Here is an 18860-nt window from a genome sequence, read left to right as displayed (position 1 = left end):
GCAAACAACCGCCATTCCGAGCCATGAACCGACCGAGTGCGCAAGCCGCTGCCGCGCAGACCCGACGTTACGACCGTGCGAACCTGCTCGTGCTCGCGCTGCAGAGCGCGGTGTGGGCCGGTATGCTCACCTGGCTCTCGCATACCGGCATTGGCGCGATCAAGTGGCTCGCGCTCGTGCCGTTCTGCCTCGTGATGCAGGGCGTGTTCTCGATGATGCACGAAACCTTCCACGGGTTCGGGCATCGCCGGCCGATCGCGAATTATATGATGATGTGGTGGGCGTCCACGATGTTCGGCGCGGCCGCGACGCTCATTCACGTGAACCATCTCGGCCATCACGTGCGCAACCGCACGCGCGCCGAGCGAGCGGATTTCGCGACCGCGGACGAATCGCTGCTGCGCAAGTGCATCGAATACTACGCCGCGATCCTCGGCGGCATCTGGCTCGGCGGTTTTGTCGGCAGCTTCGTGCTCGCACTGGTGCCCGGCCGAACGATGCAGCGGCTCGCCGCGCGCGGCGACGACAACACCTACGCGGCCGCGTTCAAGGAATTCACGACGGCCGATTTCCGGCGCATCCGCTACGAGGCGCTCGCCGCAGTCGGTGCATGGCTGCTGGCCGGCTGGCTGCTCGACTGGTCGGTGTCGGCGGTGCTGGTCGCGTATGTCGCGTTCGCGTTCTCGTGGTCGTCGCTGCAGTGGGTGTACCACATGCGCACGCCGCTCGACGTCGTCGAAGGCACGTACAACATGCGCGCGCCGACGCCGGTGCGCTGGCTGTTGCTGAACTTCAACTACAACCTCACGCATCATCGCCGCCCCGCGCTGCGCTGGCAGGACATGCACGCGGTGTCGGACCTGCGCGAGACGCGGCCGCTGTGGTACGGCTGGCTCACGATCTTCGCGCCGCCGCGCCGGCTGCCCGACGATCTCGCGCAACTCGACAAGACCTATTTCTGATGGACGCTCCAGCGCGCAGCCCGTTCGACGCATGGCGCACGTTCGCGCGCGCCGCGCGGCCGGACCTCGATCGCTGGCAGGCCGGCCTCGAAGCGCCGGGCGATGCGCAGGCGCGGCGGCTCATGGCGCTGCTCGCCGCGAACCGCGATACGGCGTTCGGCCGCCGGTTCGGCTTCGACCGGATCGATGGCCCCGCGCAGTTCCGTGAGCGCGTGCCCGTGCAGGCGGCCGCCGATTTCCTGCCGTGGCTCGATCGCGTGTCGCACGAAACGGAACCGGTGCTGACCGCCGAGCGCCCGGTGTTCCTCGAACGGACCAGCGGCAGTACCGCGCACCAGAAGCGGATTCCTTATACGCCCGCGTTCCTGCGCGAACTGCAGGCCGCGATGATCGTATGGCTGGCCGACATGTATCGCGCTTGTCCGGCGCTCTGCGAGGGGCGTGCGTACTGGTCGATGTCGCCGCCGCTGCAGGCGCCGGGTGTTGCGCCCAACGGGATTCCGGTCGGCTCGGCGAGCGATCTCGACTACCTCGGCGACAGCAGCGCGGCCGCGCTCGCGTCGACGCTGCTCGTGCCGCCGCTGACCGGCAACGCGGCGACGTGGCGGCGCGAGACGCTGCGCGCGCTCGTCGCGGACGAAGCGCTCGCGTTCATCAGCGTATGGAGCCCGACCTTCCTGACGAGCGTGCTGCGCCCGCTGTTCGACCGCGACGATGCGGGCAGCGCATGCGATCTCGCATGGGTCGAGGCGTCGTTGCCGGCCGACCGCCGCGCGGCGCTGCGCGGTGCGATCGGGGATGGCGACTGCCGTGCGCTGTGGCCGCGCCTGGCCGCCGTGAGCTGCTGGCTGGACGGCCCGAGCAAGCATTACGCCGACGCGTTGCGCGTGCGGTTTCCGCAGGTGCAATGGCTGCCGAAGGGGCTGTTCGCGACGGAAGGCGTCGCGAGCATTCCGTTCGGCGCCGGTGACGGTTGCCCGCTAGCGATCGGCAGCCACTACCTTGAGTTCGTGCGCGACGACGGCAGCGTGTGCGACGTCGAAGGGCTGCGACCCGGCGACGAGGCGCAGGTGCTGCTGACTACCGGCGGTGGCCTGTATCGCTATGCACTCGGCGATCGCGTGCGCGTGGTCGGCATGACCGCGCGCACGCCGCGCATTGCGTTCGTCGGGCGCGCGGCGGCGAGCGCCGATCTCGTCGGCGAGAAGCTCGACGAACGGATGGCGGCTGATGCGCTGAATCGCGCGCGCGGGCAGCATGGCGAAGTCGGCGCGTGCATCGTGCCGTGTGTCGCGAAAGAAGGGCTGCCGCATTACGTGCTGTGCGTCGCCGGCGAGATCGGCGACGACGCGGCCGGCGCCATGTGTGCAGCCGTCGAGACCGGACTGGTGCAGGCGTTCCACTATGCGCACGCACGCCGCCTCGGCCAGCTCGGCACGCTGCGCGTACGACGGCTGGGCCGCTCGCCGGAGCGGCTCGGCGACCTGCTGCAACAGGCGGCCGAACGGGCCGGCATCCGTGCGGGCGACGTGAAGCCGTGCGCACTCGTGACGCGGCTGCCGGTGGCCGATGCGCTGCTGGCGATGACGAATGAATGACGCGATGAACGACATGATCGAACCACGCGGATGCGGGCAGGATTGCCCGTCGCACGATGCGGCGGGCTCGCGCGAGCCTGCACCGCCGGCCGACGGCCTGCACGAGCAATGGTTCGTCGCCTGCACCGAACGCGAACTCCCGCGTGACAAGCCGCTCGGCGTGCGGATCCTCGATACCGGCATCGTGCTGTTCCGGCAACGCGACGGCCGCGTCGCCGCGCTGATCGACCAGTGCGTGCATCGCGGCACGCGGCTATCGGCCGGCAAGGTCTACCGCGACACGCTCGTGTGCCCGTATCACGGCTGGCGCTACGACGGCGAAGGTCAGGTCGTCCACGTGCCGAGCATCGACGGCACGCAGGCGACCGGCACGCCCGGCCGCTATCCGTTCCGGCAGCGCACGCTGCCCGTGCGGTTGCTCGACGGGCTCGTGTGGGTGTATCTCGGCACGGGCGATCCGTCGGCGCGCGCGATTTTCCGGATGCCGTTTTGCGACGTCGCGCCGTGGCAGTCGTACTTCATGGTGAACACGTTCGACGGCGACATCGCGATGCTCGCGCAGAACTTCATGGACGTGCCGCATACGGTATTCGTGCACGACGGGATCTTCCGCAGCAGCCGTGGCCAGGCGATGGAAGCGACGGTCGCGACGACTCCGGACAGCGTCGCCGTCACGTATCACGACGGCGACGACAAGATCGGCTTCTGTCTCGACTGGCTCACGAACCCCGATCGCGTGCCGCTCGCGCACATCGACCGCTTCATCGCGCCGAACGTGACGCGCTGCGACTATCTGTGGGGCGAACGTTCCGGTTTCCTGATCGTCAGCCAGATCACGCCGATCGATGCGCGCCGCTCGCGCGTCTACACGTACATCGCGTATCGCTTCCGGCTGCCGCGCTGGATGTTGCGCGCGCTGCGTCCGCTGCTGAACCTGTACACGCATCTCGTGATCCAGCAGGATGTGCGGATCATGCGCGCGCACCGGCAGGGCCTCGACAACGCGCCGGGCTTCCGTCCGCATAACGTGCGCGCCGACATCGTGCATGTCGCGATCGACCGGCTGCTCGATGCGGTGAAGCGCGACGAGCCGCTGCCGGCCGCGCAGTGCGGCGAAAAGGTGATGCGCTTCGAGCTGTAGGCGCCGCGCGACGCAGGGCGGCTAGCGTGTGGAGCCGGCCTGGCCGGGTGCGGGCGGCGCGAATGCGGCGCCGTCCGTCAGGTAGCGGTGCACGGCCGGCAGATGTTCGAGCGCGAGCGCCGGATACGCGTGATGCACCTGGTGATAGCCGATGTTGCGCGGATACAGCACCAGCTTGCCGATCCAGCCGAACGTCATCGTGCGTGTCATCCGCCAGATCGATTCCGGCGCGCGTTCGTCGATCTCGACGTGCTGGTGTTCGAGCAGCACGCGGTTCGCGTTCATGATGCCGCCGACGATCCACGGCAGTCCGTAGTAAGTGAAGAACGGCAGATCCCAGTGCACGACGGCCGCAATCGCGAGCAGATAGCCCGCACAATGCGGCAGGTCGGCGCGCGCGCATGCGATGACTTCAGGGTGACGGCGCAGATCCTGGCGCGAGCGGTCCTGCATGAAGCCGCGCGCATACCACGGCCGGAACGCGGGCCACGCGAGCGCAAGCGGCGCCATCAGCGCGCGCAGCGGCCACCAGACCGGCAGCAGCGCGCCGCGCAGCATCATCACGCGCTGCACCCAGCCGCCGCGCGCGGCCAGCCGGTGCAGGTACGGATCCTCGGCGGTGCCGACCGCACGGTGATGACGCAGGTGGTGATAGCGCATCGCGGCGATCGACGAACCGATCGTCCAGCCGGCGAGCGCTTCGACGAGCGCCAGCGGCAGCGTCATGCGCCGCATCGGGAGATGGCAGGCATCGTGCAGGATCACGCCGAATGCCTGCAGCCGGCCCGCGATCAGCAACACGGCTGCGACATGGACGAACGGATTCGGCACGAAGCGGATCGCGGCCCAGCACAGCAGGATGCCGAGCCAGTCGATGCACGCATAGCGCACGAGCCGCCACGGCCGCGCGCCGGCTGCGAACGGCAGCGTGCGGTTCAGTTCGGCAGGGGTCGGCAGGGCGGATGGCGTGGGCATTCGATGAGGTCGGGCGCACCGGCGACGGCGCGCATGCAGGCGTATCGGTCGGCAATATACACCGGATTCCCCAGGTGACGAGCGGCCGCATTCAACGCGTGGCGCAGGGCTTGCCGAACCATCGCGTTGCAGCGTGCGCGGCTTCGTCGGCGTTTGCAGCTTCGTCACCGGCCCACGCGACGACACCGTCGGGCCGCACGAGCACGGCGCGCAATCCCAACCGGTCTTTCGCATCGCCGGCGAGATAGGCGATCCGGTCGCGCCAGCGATTGGCGAGCGCCTGAAACGGCCCTCCGCCATCGAAGTCCAGCAGCACACCTTTGCCGTGCGTGACGTGTTCGCCGAGCCGGGTTCCGTCGACCAGTTCGAAGTCGGGAACGCTGCGCCCCACGAGCGGATGGCCGCCGCCGAGATCGTACGCAACGGACATCCCCCATACACGCTCGGCGAAGTAAGTCGCGCCGTCGCGCGTGTCGACCAGATCGCGGACGATCGCCTCGAGCGCGCGCGAACTCCGGGCCGGCCGCATCAGCGCGACCTGCGCGCGCGACCAGTCGAGTACGCTGGCACCCACCGGATGCCGCTCGTCCGTATAGCTGTCGAGCAGGCCGGCCGGCGCGTCGCCGCGAATCGTGGCGGCCAGCTTCCAGCCGAGATTCATCGCGTCGCCGATCCCAAGGTTGAGCCCCTGGCCGCCGAGCGGCGAGTGGATGTGCGCGGCGTCGCCCGCGAGCAGCACGCGGCCGTTGCGATAGGTGCTCGCCTGGTGCGCGCGGTCCGTCCACGTGGTGGCGAGCCGCAGCGCCGTCAGCGTGACGCCGGTGCCGGACACGCGGCGCAACACCGCCTGCGCATGATCGAGCAGGACCGGCCCGCGCCGGTGGAACGCGCCGCCGTCGAATTCGACCATCGCGATGGTCCCGGGCGGCGTGTACGTATACATGCCGGTGGCGGTGTAGTGACGGCCGGGCTGCAGCGCGCCGGGATCGGCGAGTTCGACCTCGATCGTGTAGCCGGTGAATTCGGGATCGGTGCCGGCGAACGTGAAGCCGCCGGCCTTGCGGACCGTGCTGCGGCCGCCGTCGCAGCCGACGAGCCAGCGTCCGCGCCACGCGTTGCCGCTTGCGTGCAGCGTGACCGCATCGTCGTCGTCCGACTGGTCGAAGCCCTCGACGCGGATGCCGCGTCGGATCTCGACGCCCGTCGCGTTCGCGCGGGCGGCCAACGCGGTTTCGACGCGTTCGAGATCGGTCGGCATGGGCGTGTCGGCCGGGCCGGGCAGGCGGTACGGCCATCGGGATGTATCGATGCGGTCATGGAAGAACGGGATGCCGGCGAAATGGCCGCCCGGGCGGCGCGATTGCTTCATCCAGTGCGCGGTGTCGAATGTACCGGGCGGCATCGTGATGTCGTCGAGCAGGCCACGACGATAGAACGCTTCGAGGGTGGGCGCCGACAAGCCGCGCATGCCGAACGGCAGCCGCTTCAGCGGAGAGGCCGGATCGCCGGCCTGCTCGACCACCAGCACCGACAGGCCGGCAAGGCGCAACTCGCACGCGAGAAAGAGGCCGACAGGGCCGGCGCCGGCAATCAGGACATCATGGGTAACGGGCTGGGTCATCGAGGGCTCGGTTTCCGGCCAGGGCGGGCCGATGTCGGTAAGAAGGGCCGCACCTGACTGCGGGCGTGCGCCAGGAATGGGAATGATGTGGAACGCCGTTCCATTTCGAGATATTGGAACGTTGTTCCAGGTGTGTCAAGCTACCGCGCATGACAACCCGGAACCGAACCGAGCGACGCGCCGACGCGCTGTCGAAAGAGCGGATCGTCGATGCCGCGATCGACATCCTGGACAACGACGGCGAAGGCGCACTGACGTTTCGCACGCTTGCCGCGCATCTGGCGACCGGAAGCGGCGCGATCTACTGGTATGTCGCCGACAAGCACGACCTGCTCGCCGCGGCCGCGGATCGGGTGATCGCGGGCGCGATGGCGGACGAGTCGACGACGCCTGACGGCGATGCGGCGGAGGCGATCCGTCGTGTCGCGTTGCGTCTGTTCGATGCGTTCCGCGCACATCCGTGGGTGGGCGCGCAATTGTTCCGCGCGCCGTGGCAGGACGCGGTGCTGCGGATTCTCGAAAGCGTCGGCGGGCATCTGCAGGCGCTGGGCGTGCCGGAGCCCGCGCAATTCAACGCGGCGTCCGCGCTGATGCACTACATCTTCGGGCTGGCCGGCCAGTACGCGGCCGGCGCCCGCCTGCATCCGCGCGATCCGGCGCAGCCGGAGATCGTCGCGGCCGTCGCCGGCCGGTGGACGCAACTCGATCCCGCGGACTATCCGTTCGTGCGCAAGGTGGCGGCGCAACTGGCCGCGCACGACGAGCGCGAGCAGTTCGTGGCCGGCGTCGACCTCATCCTGAAAGGGATCGGAACGGCCCGGTAGGTGTTATTCCGCGGGCCGATTCGCGTGAAGCCGCTGGCCTGTCACGCTCGCGCGTGCGCTGGTTTACTCGATCAACTGCAATGCGTCCGCGAGCGACAGTACCGTCGTGCGCGATTCGAACGCGGTGGAGAACAGGTGCTCATGCACCACCGGGTCCGGGTCGTAACAGCAGTCCTTGACCGTGTACAGGCGGAAGTCCGCGTCGCTCGCGTGGGCGATCGACGACAGCATGACGCCCGTCGACGCGATGCCGACCATGATCAGCGAATCGACACCGTGTTCAACCAGCCGCGCCTGCAGATCGGTGCCGAAGAACACGCTGGCGCGGTGCGCAACGATCAGCGGCTCGTCGGGCTGCCGGCCGAGTTCCGGCGACGGGCCGTCGTCGACGAAGAGGCCGAGCTGCTTGATGCCCTGGCCGTTCTTGTTGCGCGGGCTGACTTCCGGATAGCCGGGGCTGAACCGGAGGTTCGCGAACCAGACGCCGATGCCGCTTGCCCGGGCCGCGTCGCAGAGCCGGCGCGTATTGGCGAGCAACCCGGGCGCGACGGACGGGAAGAGGCCGAGGATGTCGGTCTGGTAATGCATGACGAGCAGCGCGGTGCTTGACGGCACGATGGCGGGAATCGGCGCGGATGGGCTGTCGCCGGGAGTCGTGGGGGTTACCGTTGCGATATCCGGTGCGTTTTGCCGAGTCATGAACGAGAGTCTCCGATTGCGCGCGGGGAATTTCAGCGTGCCCGATTTGTACCGGAAAATCGGGGCGCTTGCCGATGCGATTTTCGTAGGGGCGTTTTGCCGCGTCGCGCGGCCATCCCCGCCAAACCGGCGCCACGTCCTTGCGCCGCCGCAATATACTGGCGTGCGCTTTATCGACCCACGGTCGTTCGCGGCAGTGCGATGTCCATGTCGATGGTCGGCCGCGATTGCTCGCCCCTGCCGGCTTGCCGTTTTCGCGCGGAGCGTGCCCGAAGCGGCAATGCCCGGCGCGATGCCATTTTCTGTCACGTTGCGCCAACACGAGCTAAACGTCATGCCAGTTACCGGATTCAGTCACTACAATTTGCGGGCGGATCGGCAGACACTCGATTCGCTTCGCGATTTCTACGTCGACATCGTCGGCTTGCGGGAAGGGTTTCGTCCGCCGTTCGAGCGCTTCGGGTACTGGTTGTATGCGGGCACGCAGGCCGTGTTGCATCTGTCGGAAGCGCGGCCGGGCGAGTCGCGTCCGTCAAACGTTGCCAATACGTTCGATCATGTTGCGTTCTCCTGTGCGGACGCCGACGAAATGGCGCGTCATCTGACCGACGCCCAGGTGGCGTTCACGCGTGCCCACGTTCCGCTCACCGGCCAGGTGCAGATTTTCTTCCGCGATCCGGCAGGCAATGGCGTCGAGCTGAATTTCGCGCCGGCCGAGTGACCGAGCCGAGAACCATGACAAGGCGCCGCGACGGCGCTCGACCTCGAGGAAGGGGATTTCATGGCAGCGGTACCAATCGTTTTCGGGCCGCAAGGTGCCGGCAAGTCTACTGACGCGCGGACGCTCGCGGCCTTGTCCGGCGCAACGCGTTTCTCGATCTGGGGCACGGCCGAACAGATCGCCAAAAATGGCGGGAACGTCGTTCTGGATCTCGGTTTCATGAAGGCGCGAAATCGTTCGGCGTTTGCCGAACGCGCCCGGGACGCCGGCATTTCGAGTGAACTGCACTTTGTCGCCGCACCGCATGACATTCGTCGCGGTCGTGTCCTGACCAGGAATGCGGCACAGGGCGAAACGTTTTCGTTCGAGGTATCGCCTGCCATGTTCGACTTCATGAAAAAGGAATTCGAAGTGCCGACGGATATCGAACTCGCGTCTGCAACCGTGTTCCATTCTGATGGCACGGCTGCATGATCGTGCGATCGGGCCGGCACTTGCCGGCCGGCGCAGGTCGCAGAGCGGCACGGGCCAGAGCCGGCGGAACTTGCCGATCCCCAGTGCGCGAAACCGACTGCGGGCAAAACCGGGCCCGGATGCTCGCGGCTCGTAGCCTCGTGTCAGGATCTGGGTGATCCCGGCGGCATTCCGGCAATATGAACTCGCATCAAGGTATTCATTTATTTAAAATCAATCCGCTCATGTATTGATTCAAATCGCGAAAATCCTTGACCGTCCAGGGGTGGGGTGGCAGTTTTACGCCATTTTCTCGCAGCGTTTTTGGAATCAGGTCCCCGTTTGGACGAAGGATGACTGACGAGACAATAACGCCCGGATAATCGTTGAGTCGTTTTTTGAAGGCGGGCGTCGTAAGATCGGGCGTGGGTGGGTTGCTTTTATTGGCCAATGGTCCTGTTCCTTTGGCATCTGCTCCGTGGCACATGGCACATCTCGCCAGGAAGATCTTTTTCCCGTTGTCACTATCCGCGAAGGCAGGTGACGTTTGAGCAAGCAATGACATTCCTAATAATGAAGCGACGAGGACTATTTTCATTTTTCGTGGTCTCGTTGTGTGAACCGGTGCATGTCTCGGTGGGGTCGATTGCTGTCGAATGGCGAGTTTTCCGTTGAGCGCGCCGAGATTCACCTGCCGGCATTGCGTCAGATGAGGCACGCCCGACTCCGCCGCCTCAAAAAATCGACCGCCCCGAATAAGTCGTCAACCACTCCAGCGCCAGCGTCCCCGCCAGCGAGTTCCCGTTCGCATCGAGCCCCGGCGCCCACACGCACACGGCCATCTCGCCGGGCAGCACCGCGACGATGCCGCCGCCGACACCGCTTTTCGCGGGCAGTCCGACGCGATACACGAAATCGCCGGCCGCATCGTAGGTGCCGCAGGTCAGCATCAGCGCCGACAGCCTTTTCGCGGAACTCGAATCGACGATCCGCTCGCCGGTGACCGGCGCGACGCCGCCGTTCGCAAGGAACAGCGCGGCGCGCGCCAGCTCGACGCAGTTCATCGTGATCGCGCACTGGCGGCAGTACGCGTCGATCACCGTGTCGGGCGGCATCTGCATGTTGCCGAAGCTCGCCATGAAGTGCGCCATCGCGCGGTTGCGCTCCGCGTGCTGCAGCTCCGACTGCGCGACGCGCGAATCGTAGTCGATGTCGTTCGCGCCGATCAGCCGCCGCACGAATTCGACGAGCGCCGTCTCGGCCCGCACGAAGCGGCGGCACAGCACGTCGGTGACGACCAGCGCGCCGGCGTTGATGAACGGGTTGCGCGGCTTGCCGCGCTCGCTTTCGAGCTGCACCAGCGAATTGAACGCGGTGCCGGACGGCTCGCGTCCGACCCGCTCCCACAGCGCGTCGCCCAGCAGCTGGAAGGCGAGCGTGCACGCAAACAGCTTCGAGATGCTCTGGATCGAGAAGCGCTCGTACGCGTCGCCCACCGTGCAAACGTTTCCGTCCAGCGTCACGACGGCCATCCCGAACTTGTCGGCGGGCACTTTCGCGAGCTCGGGAATGTAGTCGGCAACCCGTCCCCGGCCAATCCAGGGGGTGAGTTCGGTATGGATGCGTTCGAGGATAGTCTGGTAATTCATCGAGTCAGGCGGGTAGGTAAGCGGCCGGGATTCCGGCGAGCCCGTATGGAACCGTCCCGGCGCCGATTCGTCAAGCGCGGACGATATCGCACCCTTATTTTCAAGACCGCTGAACAGCCAATCTGCGGGCGCAGTATCATGCGGTACGTTTCGGCCAACGGCCGGCGTCCGGCACCGGCCGGCGCCGCCGCGGCTTCTCCGATGACCCGACCGCTGCCCATGTCTTTTCGCATCCTGCTCGTCGAAGACGATACCCGCCTGTCCACGCTGATCGCCGGCTACCTGCGCAAGAACGACTATGAAGTCGACACTGTGCTGCATGGTGACGCCGCGGTGCCGGCGATCCTGTCCATTCGTCCCGATCTCGTCATTCTCGACGTGAACCTGCCGGGCAAGGACGGCTTCGAAATCTGCCGCGAGGCGCGCAAGCAGTACGACGGCGTGATCATCATGGTGACGGCGCGCGACGAGCCGTTCGATGAACTGCTCGGCCTCGAGTTCGGTGCGGACGACTACGTACACAAGCCGGTCGAGCCGCGCATCCTGCTCGCGCGGATCAAGGCCCAACTGCGCCGTGCGCCCGCGCGCGCGGCCGAGAGCGCCGCGCCGCAGCCCGAGCGCTACGCGTTCGGCAAGTTCTCGATCGACCGCACCGACCGCTCCGTCGTGCTGCCCGACGGCAGCACGCCCGACCTGACGTCGGCCGAATTCGACCTGTTGTGGGCGCTCGTGTGCCATGCGGGCGAAGTCGTCAGCCGCGACGACCTGATGCTGCAGTTGCGCGGCGTCGAGTTCGACGGCCTCGACCGCACGATCGACGGGCGCATCTCGAAGCTGCGCCGCAAGCTGCGCGACGACGCGAGCAACCCGCAGCGGATCAAGACGATCCGCAGCAAGGGCTATCAATTCAGCAAGCACGCGTGGGAATGACTCGGCGTTCGTACGACGCCGTCATGTTTCGCGCGGGCATTCCACCCGCCGGCCGGGAGCCGAGATGATCCGACGAACCCGTTCGCACCCCGATGCACCGCCGCTGCCGACGCTGCGCTACGTCAAATGGCGCTGGCTGCATTTCCGCCGCGCGTGGACCGATACGCGCGCCGATCGCATCCCGAGCTGGTCGCGCCTTTACGTGCGCACCTACCTGCATCTACTCGGCCTCGTGCTGCTGACCGCGCTCGTGCCGGCACTCGCGCTGTGCGTCGAATTGTCGCCGCAGGTCGTGTGGCATGCGTTCGATTCGCTGCCCGGCGACATCTGGATCGTGCTCGTGTTCGTGTTCGCCGCACCCGCGCTCGCGGCGTACCGGTGGATGCGGCCGGTGTGGTCGGATCTCGTGATGGTGCGCGAGCGCGCGATCGATTTCACGGGCGGGCGCTTCAACACGCGCGCGCGCGAATCGCACAGCGTGATCATCGGCCCGCTCGCGCGGACGCTGAATGCGCTCGCGATGCGCATGGAACGGCTGATCGCCGCGCAGCGCGATCTGACGAACGGCATCTCGCACGAGCTGCGCACGCCGCTCGCACGTGTGCGCTTCGCGCTCGAAATGCTGCGCGAACCGGGTTCCGCGGCCGAATACCAGGGTGCGCTCGAGAGCATCGCGCAGGACGTGACCGAGCTTGAAGAGCTGATCGACATGAGCCTCACGTACGCGCGGCTCGAATACAGCTCGCTGCAGTCGAACCTCGAGATGACGGCCCCCGTCGCGTGGTTCGAGCATCAGGTCAACGATGCGCAGCTGCTGTATCCGGAGCGCGCGATCGAGTCGCGCATCGCGATCGCGTCGGATCTGCGCGTGAAGATGGACCGGCGGCTGATGTCGTATGCGATGCGCAACCTGTTGCGCAACGCGAGCAAGTACGCGAAATCGCGGATCGTCGTCGGGATCTCGCTCGTGCACGGCAATATCGGGATCTTCGTCGAGGACGACGGCCCCGGCGTGCCGGAGAGCGAACGCGAGCGGATCTTCGACGCATTCGTACGCCTCGACCGCCGCACCGGCGGCTATGGCCTTGGCCTGTCGATCACGCGGCAGGTGCTCCATGCGCACAACGGCCGGATCGCGGTCGTCGATCCCGTCGAACTCGGCGGCGCGCGCTTCGAGATCAGCTGGCCGGTCTAGCGAGTCGCCGCACGGGCGCCGAGCCTCGACGGTCACAGCAGCACGACAGCACGCAGCCGCGCGCGCCGGATTCGAGTGCGTCGCCGGTCATTCACGCCGTACCTTTCCCGCACCGCAATCGCGTGACGATTCGGTTGCCGCGCGTGCGCGCTTTGCATTACGATTGCAATTGCAACTATATGGGCGGGCCGATCCATGACAATGAAGACCTGCGGCCCGCGACGCAGCAGTGAAGCCGGGGCCGCCACGCCGGCCGCCTCGTTGATCATGCATTCCTGTCCGGGTCTCACATCATGCGGCTTTTGAATATCGTGTCTTCTCCTCGCGGCGCCAGGTCGGCTTCGATCGCGGTTGCCAATACCTTTGTCGATGCGTACCGGGAGACGGGCGCAACGCTCGACGTCGATACGCTGAATGTCTGGGAAGAAGACTTGCCGGATTTTGGCAGCGACGCGATCGGCGCCAAGTACAAGGGCGTCGCAAACGCGCCGATGGACGAGGCCGAGCAGTCGATCTGGCGGCGAATCCAGTCGCTCGTGAAGCGTTTTCAGGAGGCGGACCGGATCGTCGTCGGCGTGCCGATGTGGAATTTCGGCTATCCGTACAAGCTCAAGCAACTGATCGATCTCGTCAGCCAGCGCAACATGCTGTTTACGTTCGACGGCAACGCATACGCGCCGCTGCTGGAAATTCCGCGCGCGCTGGTGATCCATGTTCGCGGGCAAAGCCGGGAAACCGGCGCGGGCGCCGACAACCCCGGGTTCCAGTACCAGGCCGACTACATCGAATTCTGGTTGAGGTTCATCGGCGTGAGCGAGGTCAGAAGCCTGACCGTCGAACACACGTGGAGTGCGCGGGCAAGCGACAGCATCGAGCGGGCGCAAGCGCGCGCGGTCGCGATGGCGGCGGAGTTCTGATCCAGGCGGGCGGCGCGAGGCAGACGCGGATGCCGCCGAAGCGGCATCCGCGCACGCTCAGTACGTGCGGCCGAGCTGCAGGTAGAAGTTGCGGCGGCCGCTGGGCGCGAGCGCTACGCCGATGTAGACAGGCCCGAATGCGGTCGACAGGCTCGTGAAGAACGTATAGCTCTGCTTGAGCGCGCCGCCGCCGATCTGCTGGCCGCTCGACCAGACGTTGCCGACTTCCGCGCTGGCGCCCACCGACAGCGCCTTGATCGGCGATGCGTTGAACGTCATCAGCTGGTTCATGTAGGTCACCTGCGCGTACGCGAGCTCGTTGCCGTTCAGCTGGTCGGCCGCATACGCGGACAGATGCTGAAAACCGCCGAGCGTGAAGTTGAACGCGTTGATCAGGTTGGTGCCGCCGATGCTCTTGCCGCCTTCGATCGTCGCGCTGACGCTGTGCCGGCCGAACTGCTGCGCAACCATCGCCTTGCCGTAGATCTCGGTGTAGGGCGCGTTGTTGATGCTGTCGTCGAACTCCGACGCCGACCCCCCGTTGCGCGACACCAGCGAGCGTTCGACGCGCAGCTCGGTGAAATAGCCCTTGCGCGGGAACAGCGGATCGTCGAGCTGGTCGATGACGAGCCGCGCGCGCGCGGTCAGCGCCTGCGACGTGAAGCTTGGCCACAGCAGCGCCTGGCCGTCGCCGTCGTCGAACGGCAGGTTGTAGGTCGGCGAGCCGTGCCCGGTCACATAACCGATCCCGATGCGGAAATCGCCGAGCCGCGCAATCGGCAGGCCGAGATCGAGCCCGGCGCGCGCGGTCTGCATCAGGTACTGCGTGATCTTCACGTTGCCGCTGTCGTCGTACAGGTTCGCGTAGCGGCGCTGGTATTCCGCGTACGGCGACAGATAGACGCCGTACGCCATCGACAGCGGCTGGCGGAACTCGATGCGCGCCGATTGCAGGTCGCTGCCGATCGTCGTGTCCGCGCGGAATTCGAGCCCCGATTCGGTGAGCCACGGCCGCCGGTAGCCGACGTGCAGGCGGAAGCCGCCCTCGTCGGTCGAGCTGCTCGACATGCCGAGCCCGAACAGCAGGAAATTCGGCCCCCAGTATTTTTCGCGCGCGTTGATCTCGAGCACGTTTTCGTCGCCGTGGCTCACGATCTGCTGCGTGACGCTCTCGAAGTTGCCGCCCGTCGTGAGCCCGAGCAGATCCTGGCTGACGGTATCCGGATCGTAGGTGTCGCCGGGCTTCACGTGCAGCGCGTTGCTGACGACCCGCTTCGGCACGCCGCCGCTGGTCTTGATGTCGATGCGCGTGATCCGGATCGGCGGCGGCAGCGGCTGCGCGTGCGCCGACCGGTAGGCCGCGTACTGTTCCGGCGTGAGCGCGAAGCGTTGCAGCTTCGGCAGCGCCGCGGTCGCGGCGGCCGCGCCGGCGGCGATCGCCTGCTTCGCGTTCTGGAAGTCGGTGAACGCGAGCGAGCCGAGGTCCGGCGTGAGCAGCACGTCCTGCGCGTCGAGCTGCTTGCGCTGCGCGGTCACGTTCTGGCGGATCAGGATGCCGACCATCTGCTGCATCACGTCGGCGGGCGACGCGAGCGCGTCGAGCGGGCGCAGTTGCGAGCCGATGTCGACCGCGATCACGACGTTCGCGCCCATCTGCCGCGCGGTGTCGACGGGCAGGTTGCTGACGAGCCCGCCGTCCACGAGCGCGCGCCCGTTGATCTCGGCCGGCGCGAACAGGCCCGGCATCGCCATGCTCGCGCGGATCGCGAGCGGCAGCGAGCCGTGGTCGAGCACCACCATCTGGCCCGTCTGCAGGTCGGTCGCGACCGCATGGAACGGGATCGGCAGGCGGTCGAACGGCTGGTTGGTCGGCACGGCGGCGGTCCATCTCGCGAGCAGCGCCTGCAGCCGGTTGCCCTGCACGAGGCCGACCGGCGCCTTCACGCCTTTCTTGCCGAAGCCGAGCGTCAGCCCGTTGATGTACAGGCGCTCGTCCTCGCGGCTGGTTTGCGGCAGGTCCGCGCGCTCCGTCACGTCGAACGCGATGTCCGCGAGGTTGACCTCCGACAGCCGCTGCTGCATCTCGCCGGCGGCCATGCCGCTCGCGTACAGGCCGCCGACCACGGCGCCCATGCTGGTGCCGGCGATGCAGTCGATCGGGATGCGGTTGTCCTCCAGCACCTTGAGGACGCCGAGGTGCGCATAGCCGCGCGCGCCGCCGCCGGACAGCACGAGGCCGATCGACGGCCGGCCGGCCGGGCCGCCGTCGGCTTCGCAGGTGTGCCCGGCTGGCGCGGGCGCCGCAGCCGGCGCGCTGGCGGCAGCGGCCGGGGCCGCGGCGGCGGAGCCGGTGGCCGGCAGCGGTTGCGCGGCGACCGTGCAGCACCAGAAGGCGACGAGCGTCGTGCAAAGCGGGCGCAACCGCGCCCAGCGGAAGGAAACGGTCGCTGTCATGGTGGAAAATACCTGGCGTGATCGGGCGTCTGAGGCCTGCCGGGAGCAGGCAAGACCGAGAGATTACCGTGTTTTACAGGCGCAATGCGAGCGGCTGTTGCGTAGCCGGATGCGTCCGGAACGGCACTTTTGACAATTCAGTCGCGAAAAAATCATCGGAATTGCCTAAAGTATCGGAACGATTTGCCGCTAAGTTCGTGATGGGGCGGCATGGACGGGCCGCGGAAATGCGGCCCGGCTGCCCTGGCCTGTTCGATTACAAAGGTTTGATATGTCGACACCGCTGTTCGGAAAGTTGTTTGCGCAACCCGTTGCGATCGATCCCGGAACGGCGAGTACGCGGATTTATACGCATGAACGCGGGGTGGTGCTGAACCAGCCGTCGGTCGTCTGCTTCCGCAAGGCCGGCGCCGGTGCGACCGACGCGCGGCCGACGCTCGAGGCCGTCGGCGAGCTCGCGAAGGCGCTGCTCGGCCGCGAACCGGGGCATCTCGAAGCCGTGCGGCCGATGCGGCACGGCGTGATCGCCGACGCGCACGCAGCCGAGCAGATGATCCGCAGCTTCATCGACATGTCGCGCACGCGTTCGCGCTTCGGCCGCCGCGTCGAGGTCACGTTGTGCGTGCCGTCCGATGCGACGGCCGTCGAGCGCCGCGCGCTCCGCGAGGCCGCGTTCGCCGCGGGTGTATCGGAGGTCGAACTGATCGAGGAATCGCTGGCGGCCGGGCTCGGCGCGGGCCTGCCGGTGACCGAGCCGGTGGGCTCGATGGTCGTCGATATCGGCGGCGGGACGACCGAAGTCGCGGTGATCGCGCTCGGCGGCATCGTCTACCGTGAAGCGATTCGCGTGGGCGGCAACCAGTTCGACGCGGCGATCGTCAACCATGTGCGCAACCTGTATGGCGTGCTGCTCGGCGAACAGACGGCCGAGCACGTCAAGCAGACGATCGGCTCGGCCACCAGCGCGGTGCCGCGCAGGTCGACGCGCGCGGTCGGGCGGGGTGTCGGCGACGGCCTGCCGCGCTCGATCGAGCTGTCCAACCACGACGTGGCGGACGCGCTGGCCGCGCCGCTCAAGCAGGTGATCGGCGCGGTGAAGTCGGTGCTGGAGAACGCGCCGGCCGAGCTCGTGACCGACATCGCGAATCGTGGCGTGGTGCTGACGGGCGGCGGTGCGCTGCTCGCGGATCTCGAGCGCCTGCTGTACGACGAGACGGGGCTCGTCGCCCGGATCGCCGACGAGCCGGCCACCTGCGCGGTGCGCGGTGCGGGCGAGGCGATGGGGCGGCTCACGATGTGCCAGGTCGATTGACGCGGTTCGGGCCAGGCCGGGCACCGCCGTGTTGCGGCGCCATTTCCATTCTTTCGATCTCCGTAAGGCCGACCCGCCTTTCCGGGCACGCTTCGTCGATCGTCTCGCCGAAAGGTCGGTAACAGTCCCGTCTCGATCCGCAGCGTGGACGCACGCGAGCGTGCCGTGCTAGCGTTACGCGCCCATGCTGGGCGGGGCCAGCCGGTACGCCCGACGACCTGAGAGATCAAGAACCTTGAAATACCAATCCAAACGGGGCTTTGCGGCCCGAGTTGGCCGCGTGCTGGCCATCGTCGCGTGCATCTGGGTTGCCGCGGCAGTCGTGCTCGTCGCGTACGGGATGCGGATGCCGAGCGAGCCGGCCGACGTCGCCGTGATCTTCGGCAACGCACTCGACGAGAAGGGCGTGCCGAAGCCCGTGCTCGCGGCCCGGCTCGACGTCGGCGTGCGCTGCTACCGCACGGGGCAGTGCCCGGCGTTTCTGGTCAGCGGCGCGATCGACGGCCCCGGGCTGAACGAAGCGACGGCCATGCGCGACTATCTCGTGGCGCGCGGCGTGCCGGCCGACCGGATCACGGTCGACGACCAGGGCGACAACACGCTCGCGACCGCGCAGCACACGCTTGCGTACCTGCAGGCGCACCGCCTGTCGCGCGTGCTGATCGTCAGTCAGTACTACCATCTTGCACGGGCGCGCCTCGCGTTCGAGCGCGTCGGCATCGCGCGGGAGAACATCTACGCCGCATATCCGCGCCGCTTCCAGTTGCGCGATGTCTATTCGAGCTGGCGCGAAGTGCCGGCCTACGCGGTGTATGCGATGCGCCTGTGGGTGAATCCCGATGCGCGGCCGGTCTCGTTCCGGCCGATGCTTTACCTGATGAGCCTGTTTTCGTAACGCGATGCACGGGGGCGAACGCCCCCGGTGTCTGATTTTCTCCGACCTTCCTTCGTGCCGCTTCACGCCGGACCCGCGATAACGATTCGCGTTTCAGGTCTGATGCAAGACGGAATTCGAAGCGATTTTTCCGGGCACGTGAAAATCCGGTTTCTGTTTGATTATTAAATGGATGCTTATTATCGATGTCGGCGGTTTCCTGGAATGAAAATATCGCACCGCAAAATTCACGTTTCTTGAATCAAGGCCGTATGTTAGCGTTTCCACGGATGCGTCGATTCAGATGTTTTTGCGAAAGATCAAAATAAACCCGCAGAAAAACTGCTGAATGCTACTGCCATACACGCAACGGCGGGTAAGAAATGCACGCTCGTTTGGCGTTGATCTGATGGGTAAAAATCGACTGGAAAACGGCTGGACTTTGATATAGTCTTGTCTGACAAAAGCGGGGCAGGAACCAAATCAACCAGAAAGTCGCTGCATAAAATCAGGGGCCGCCATCATGTCTTTCGAC

The 18860-nt window shown here is 66.8% G+C and carries 18 protein-coding genes; 11 read left to right on the top strand and 7 right to left on the bottom strand.

Going from position 1 to position 18860, the window contains the following annotated elements:
- Positions 1 to 23 precede the first annotated feature (23 nt).
- Genes HWX39_RS15670 through HWX39_RS15660 form a run of 3 tightly spaced genes read left to right on the top strand, consistent with a single transcriptional unit; the run spans position 24 to position 3701 of the window.
- Positions 24 to 962, top strand: a complete 939-nt coding sequence (locus HWX39_RS15670; protein WP_175968915.1) for a fatty acid desaturase — start codon at positions 24 to 26, stop codon at positions 960 to 962.
- Complete coding sequence (locus tag HWX39_RS15665; protein ID WP_175968914.1) at positions 962 to 2560, top strand: GH3 auxin-responsive promoter family protein; 1599 nt, start codon at positions 962 to 964, stop codon at positions 2558 to 2560. Before HWX39_RS15670 ends, HWX39_RS15665 begins: the two co-directional genes overlap by 1 nt.
- A gap of 4 nt (positions 2561 to 2564) precedes the next feature.
- Positions 2565 to 3701, top strand: coding sequence for an aromatic ring-hydroxylating dioxygenase subunit alpha (locus HWX39_RS15660; RefSeq protein WP_244135011.1), 1137 nt, complete (start codon positions 2565 to 2567; stop codon positions 3699 to 3701).
- 21 nt (positions 3702 to 3722) lie between these two features.
- Here the strand turns inward: HWX39_RS15660 and HWX39_RS15655 are convergent, their stop codons facing one another.
- Positions 3723 to 4676 carry a fatty acid desaturase family protein gene (locus tag HWX39_RS15655; protein ID WP_175968913.1) on the bottom strand — a complete coding sequence of 318 codons (954 nt, stop codon included), beginning with the start codon at positions 4674 to 4676 and terminating at the stop codon, positions 3723 to 3725.
- A 91-nt stretch (positions 4677 to 4767) separates the two neighbouring features.
- Positions 4768 to 6297 (bottom strand): FAD-dependent monooxygenase, encoded by a 1530-nt coding sequence (locus HWX39_RS15650; protein WP_175968912.1) that lies wholly within the window; start codon positions 6295 to 6297, stop codon positions 4768 to 4770.
- Positions 6298 to 6446: 149 nt separating this feature from the next.
- Here HWX39_RS15650 and HWX39_RS15645 point away from each other — a divergent pair, with 149 nt between their 5' ends.
- Entirely contained in the window at positions 6447 to 7121 is a 675-nt protein-coding gene (locus HWX39_RS15645) for a TetR/AcrR family transcriptional regulator (protein WP_175968911.1), read from the top strand.
- 63 nt (positions 7122 to 7184) lie between these two features.
- Here the strand turns inward: HWX39_RS15645 and HWX39_RS15640 are convergent, their stop codons facing one another.
- Entirely contained in the window at positions 7185 to 7820 is a 636-nt protein-coding gene (locus tag HWX39_RS15640) for an isochorismatase family cysteine hydrolase (RefSeq protein WP_175968910.1), read from the bottom strand.
- Positions 7821 to 8154: 334 nt separating this feature from the next.
- Here HWX39_RS15640 and HWX39_RS15635 point away from each other — a divergent pair, with 334 nt between their 5' ends.
- On the top strand, positions 8155 to 8541 hold the full coding sequence (locus HWX39_RS15635; protein WP_175968994.1) for a VOC family protein: 387 nt from the start codon (positions 8155 to 8157) through the stop codon (positions 8539 to 8541).
- A gap of 60 nt (positions 8542 to 8601) precedes the next feature.
- The gene (locus HWX39_RS15630) at positions 8602 to 9015 is read left to right on the top strand and encodes an AAA family ATPase (protein WP_175968909.1); all 414 of its coding nucleotides are present in this window, start codon (positions 8602 to 8604) and stop codon (positions 9013 to 9015) included.
- Positions 9016 to 9214: 199 nt separating this feature from the next.
- On the opposite strand, the gene HWX39_RS15625 is transcribed toward HWX39_RS15630, so the two are convergent.
- Both HWX39_RS15625 and HWX39_RS15620 read right to left on the bottom strand, forming a co-directional pair.
- Positions 9215 to 9592, bottom strand: coding sequence for a cytochrome c (locus HWX39_RS15625; protein WP_175968993.1), 378 nt, complete (start codon positions 9590 to 9592; stop codon positions 9215 to 9217).
- Between the two features lie 136 nt (positions 9593 to 9728).
- Positions 9729 to 10643, bottom strand: coding sequence for a glutaminase (locus HWX39_RS15620; protein WP_175968908.1), 915 nt, complete (start codon positions 10641 to 10643; stop codon positions 9729 to 9731).
- A gap of 219 nt (positions 10644 to 10862) precedes the next feature.
- Here HWX39_RS15620 and HWX39_RS15615 point away from each other — a divergent pair, with 219 nt between their 5' ends.
- On the top strand, positions 10863 to 11573 hold the full coding sequence (locus tag HWX39_RS15615; RefSeq protein ID WP_175968907.1) for a response regulator: 711 nt from the start codon (positions 10863 to 10865) through the stop codon (positions 11571 to 11573).
- Between the two features lie 64 nt (positions 11574 to 11637).
- A complete protein-coding gene (locus tag HWX39_RS15610; RefSeq protein ID WP_175015217.1) occupies positions 11638 to 12768 on the top strand; it encodes an ATP-binding protein in 1131 nt (376 codons plus the stop codon).
- A 32-nt stretch (positions 12769 to 12800) separates the two neighbouring features.
- On the opposite strand, the gene HWX39_RS15605 is transcribed toward HWX39_RS15610, so the two are convergent.
- Positions 12801 to 13037, bottom strand: coding sequence for a hypothetical protein (locus HWX39_RS15605; protein ID WP_175968906.1), 237 nt, complete (start codon positions 13035 to 13037; stop codon positions 12801 to 12803).
- Positions 13038 to 13061: 24 nt separating this feature from the next.
- Here HWX39_RS15605 and HWX39_RS15600 point away from each other — a divergent pair, with 24 nt between their 5' ends.
- Positions 13062 to 13685: an NAD(P)H-dependent oxidoreductase gene (locus HWX39_RS15600; protein WP_175968905.1), complete on the top strand. Its 624-nt coding sequence runs from the start codon at positions 13062 to 13064 to the stop codon at positions 13683 to 13685.
- A gap of 57 nt (positions 13686 to 13742) precedes the next feature.
- Here the strand turns inward: HWX39_RS15600 and HWX39_RS15595 are convergent, their stop codons facing one another.
- Positions 13743 to 16139 (bottom strand): patatin-like phospholipase family protein, encoded by a 2397-nt coding sequence (locus HWX39_RS15595; protein WP_175968904.1) that lies wholly within the window; start codon positions 16137 to 16139, stop codon positions 13743 to 13745.
- Between the two features lie 271 nt (positions 16140 to 16410).
- Here HWX39_RS15595 and HWX39_RS15590 point away from each other — a divergent pair, with 271 nt between their 5' ends.
- A complete protein-coding gene (locus tag HWX39_RS15590; RefSeq protein WP_175968903.1) occupies positions 16411 to 17451 on the top strand; it encodes a rod shape-determining protein in 1041 nt (346 codons plus the stop codon).
- A gap of 235 nt (positions 17452 to 17686) precedes the next feature.
- Positions 17687 to 18346 carry a YdcF family protein gene (locus tag HWX39_RS15585; protein ID WP_175968902.1) on the top strand — a complete coding sequence of 220 codons (660 nt, stop codon included), beginning with the start codon at positions 17687 to 17689 and terminating at the stop codon, positions 18344 to 18346.
- Positions 18347 to 18860 lie beyond the last annotated feature (514 nt).

Origin of the sequence: Burkholderia sp. BCC0322, assembly GCF_902833045.1 — a bacterium.
Taxonomy (GTDB): Bacteria; Pseudomonadota; Gammaproteobacteria; order Burkholderiales; family Burkholderiaceae; genus Burkholderia.
The sequence above is the reverse complement of the archived record's forward strand: the minus strand, read 5'-3'. Positions and strand labels throughout refer to the sequence as shown.

Coding starts and splice junctions, on each gene's coding strand:
- HWX39_RS15655 (WP_175968913.1), bottom strand. CDS start 4,676: ATGCCCACGCCATCCGCCCTGCCGACCCCTGCCGAACTGAACCGCACG.
- HWX39_RS15610 (WP_175015217.1), top strand. CDS start 11,638: ATGATCCGACGAACCCGTTCGCACCCCGATGCACCGCCGCTGCCGACG.
- HWX39_RS15645 (WP_175968911.1), top strand. CDS start 6,447: ATGACAACCCGGAACCGAACCGAGCGACGCGCCGACGCGCTGTCGAAA.
- HWX39_RS15590 (WP_175968903.1), top strand. CDS start 16,411: ATGTCGACACCGCTGTTCGGAAAGTTGTTTGCGCAACCCGTTGCGATC.
- HWX39_RS15620 (WP_175968908.1), bottom strand. CDS start 10,643: ATGAATTACCAGACTATCCTCGAACGCATCCATACCGAACTCACCCCC.
- HWX39_RS15625 (WP_175968993.1), bottom strand. CDS start 9,592: ATGAAAATAGTCCTCGTCGCTTCATTATTAGGAATGTCATTGCTTGCT.
- HWX39_RS15650 (WP_175968912.1), bottom strand. CDS start 6,297: ATGACCCAGCCCGTTACCCATGATGTCCTGATTGCCGGCGCCGGCCCT.
- HWX39_RS15670 (WP_175968915.1), top strand. CDS start 24: ATGAACCGACCGAGTGCGCAAGCCGCTGCCGCGCAGACCCGACGTTAC.
- HWX39_RS15615 (WP_175968907.1), top strand. CDS start 10,863: ATGTCTTTTCGCATCCTGCTCGTCGAAGACGATACCCGCCTGTCCACG.
- HWX39_RS15660 (WP_244135011.1), top strand. CDS start 2,565: ATGAACGACATGATCGAACCACGCGGATGCGGGCAGGATTGCCCGTCG.
- HWX39_RS15605 (WP_175968906.1), bottom strand. CDS start 13,037: ATGATCAACGAGGCGGCCGGCGTGGCGGCCCCGGCTTCACTGCTGCGT.
- HWX39_RS15640 (WP_175968910.1), bottom strand. CDS start 7,820: ATGACTCGGCAAAACGCACCGGATATCGCAACGGTAACCCCCACGACT.
- HWX39_RS15635 (WP_175968994.1), top strand. CDS start 8,155: ATGCCAGTTACCGGATTCAGTCACTACAATTTGCGGGCGGATCGGCAG.
- HWX39_RS15665 (WP_175968914.1), top strand. CDS start 962: ATGGACGCTCCAGCGCGCAGCCCGTTCGACGCATGGCGCACGTTCGCG.
- HWX39_RS15630 (WP_175968909.1), top strand. CDS start 8,602: ATGGCAGCGGTACCAATCGTTTTCGGGCCGCAAGGTGCCGGCAAGTCT.
- HWX39_RS15600 (WP_175968905.1), top strand. CDS start 13,062: ATGCGGCTTTTGAATATCGTGTCTTCTCCTCGCGGCGCCAGGTCGGCT.
- HWX39_RS15595 (WP_175968904.1), bottom strand. CDS start 16,139: ATGACAGCGACCGTTTCCTTCCGCTGGGCGCGGTTGCGCCCGCTTTGC.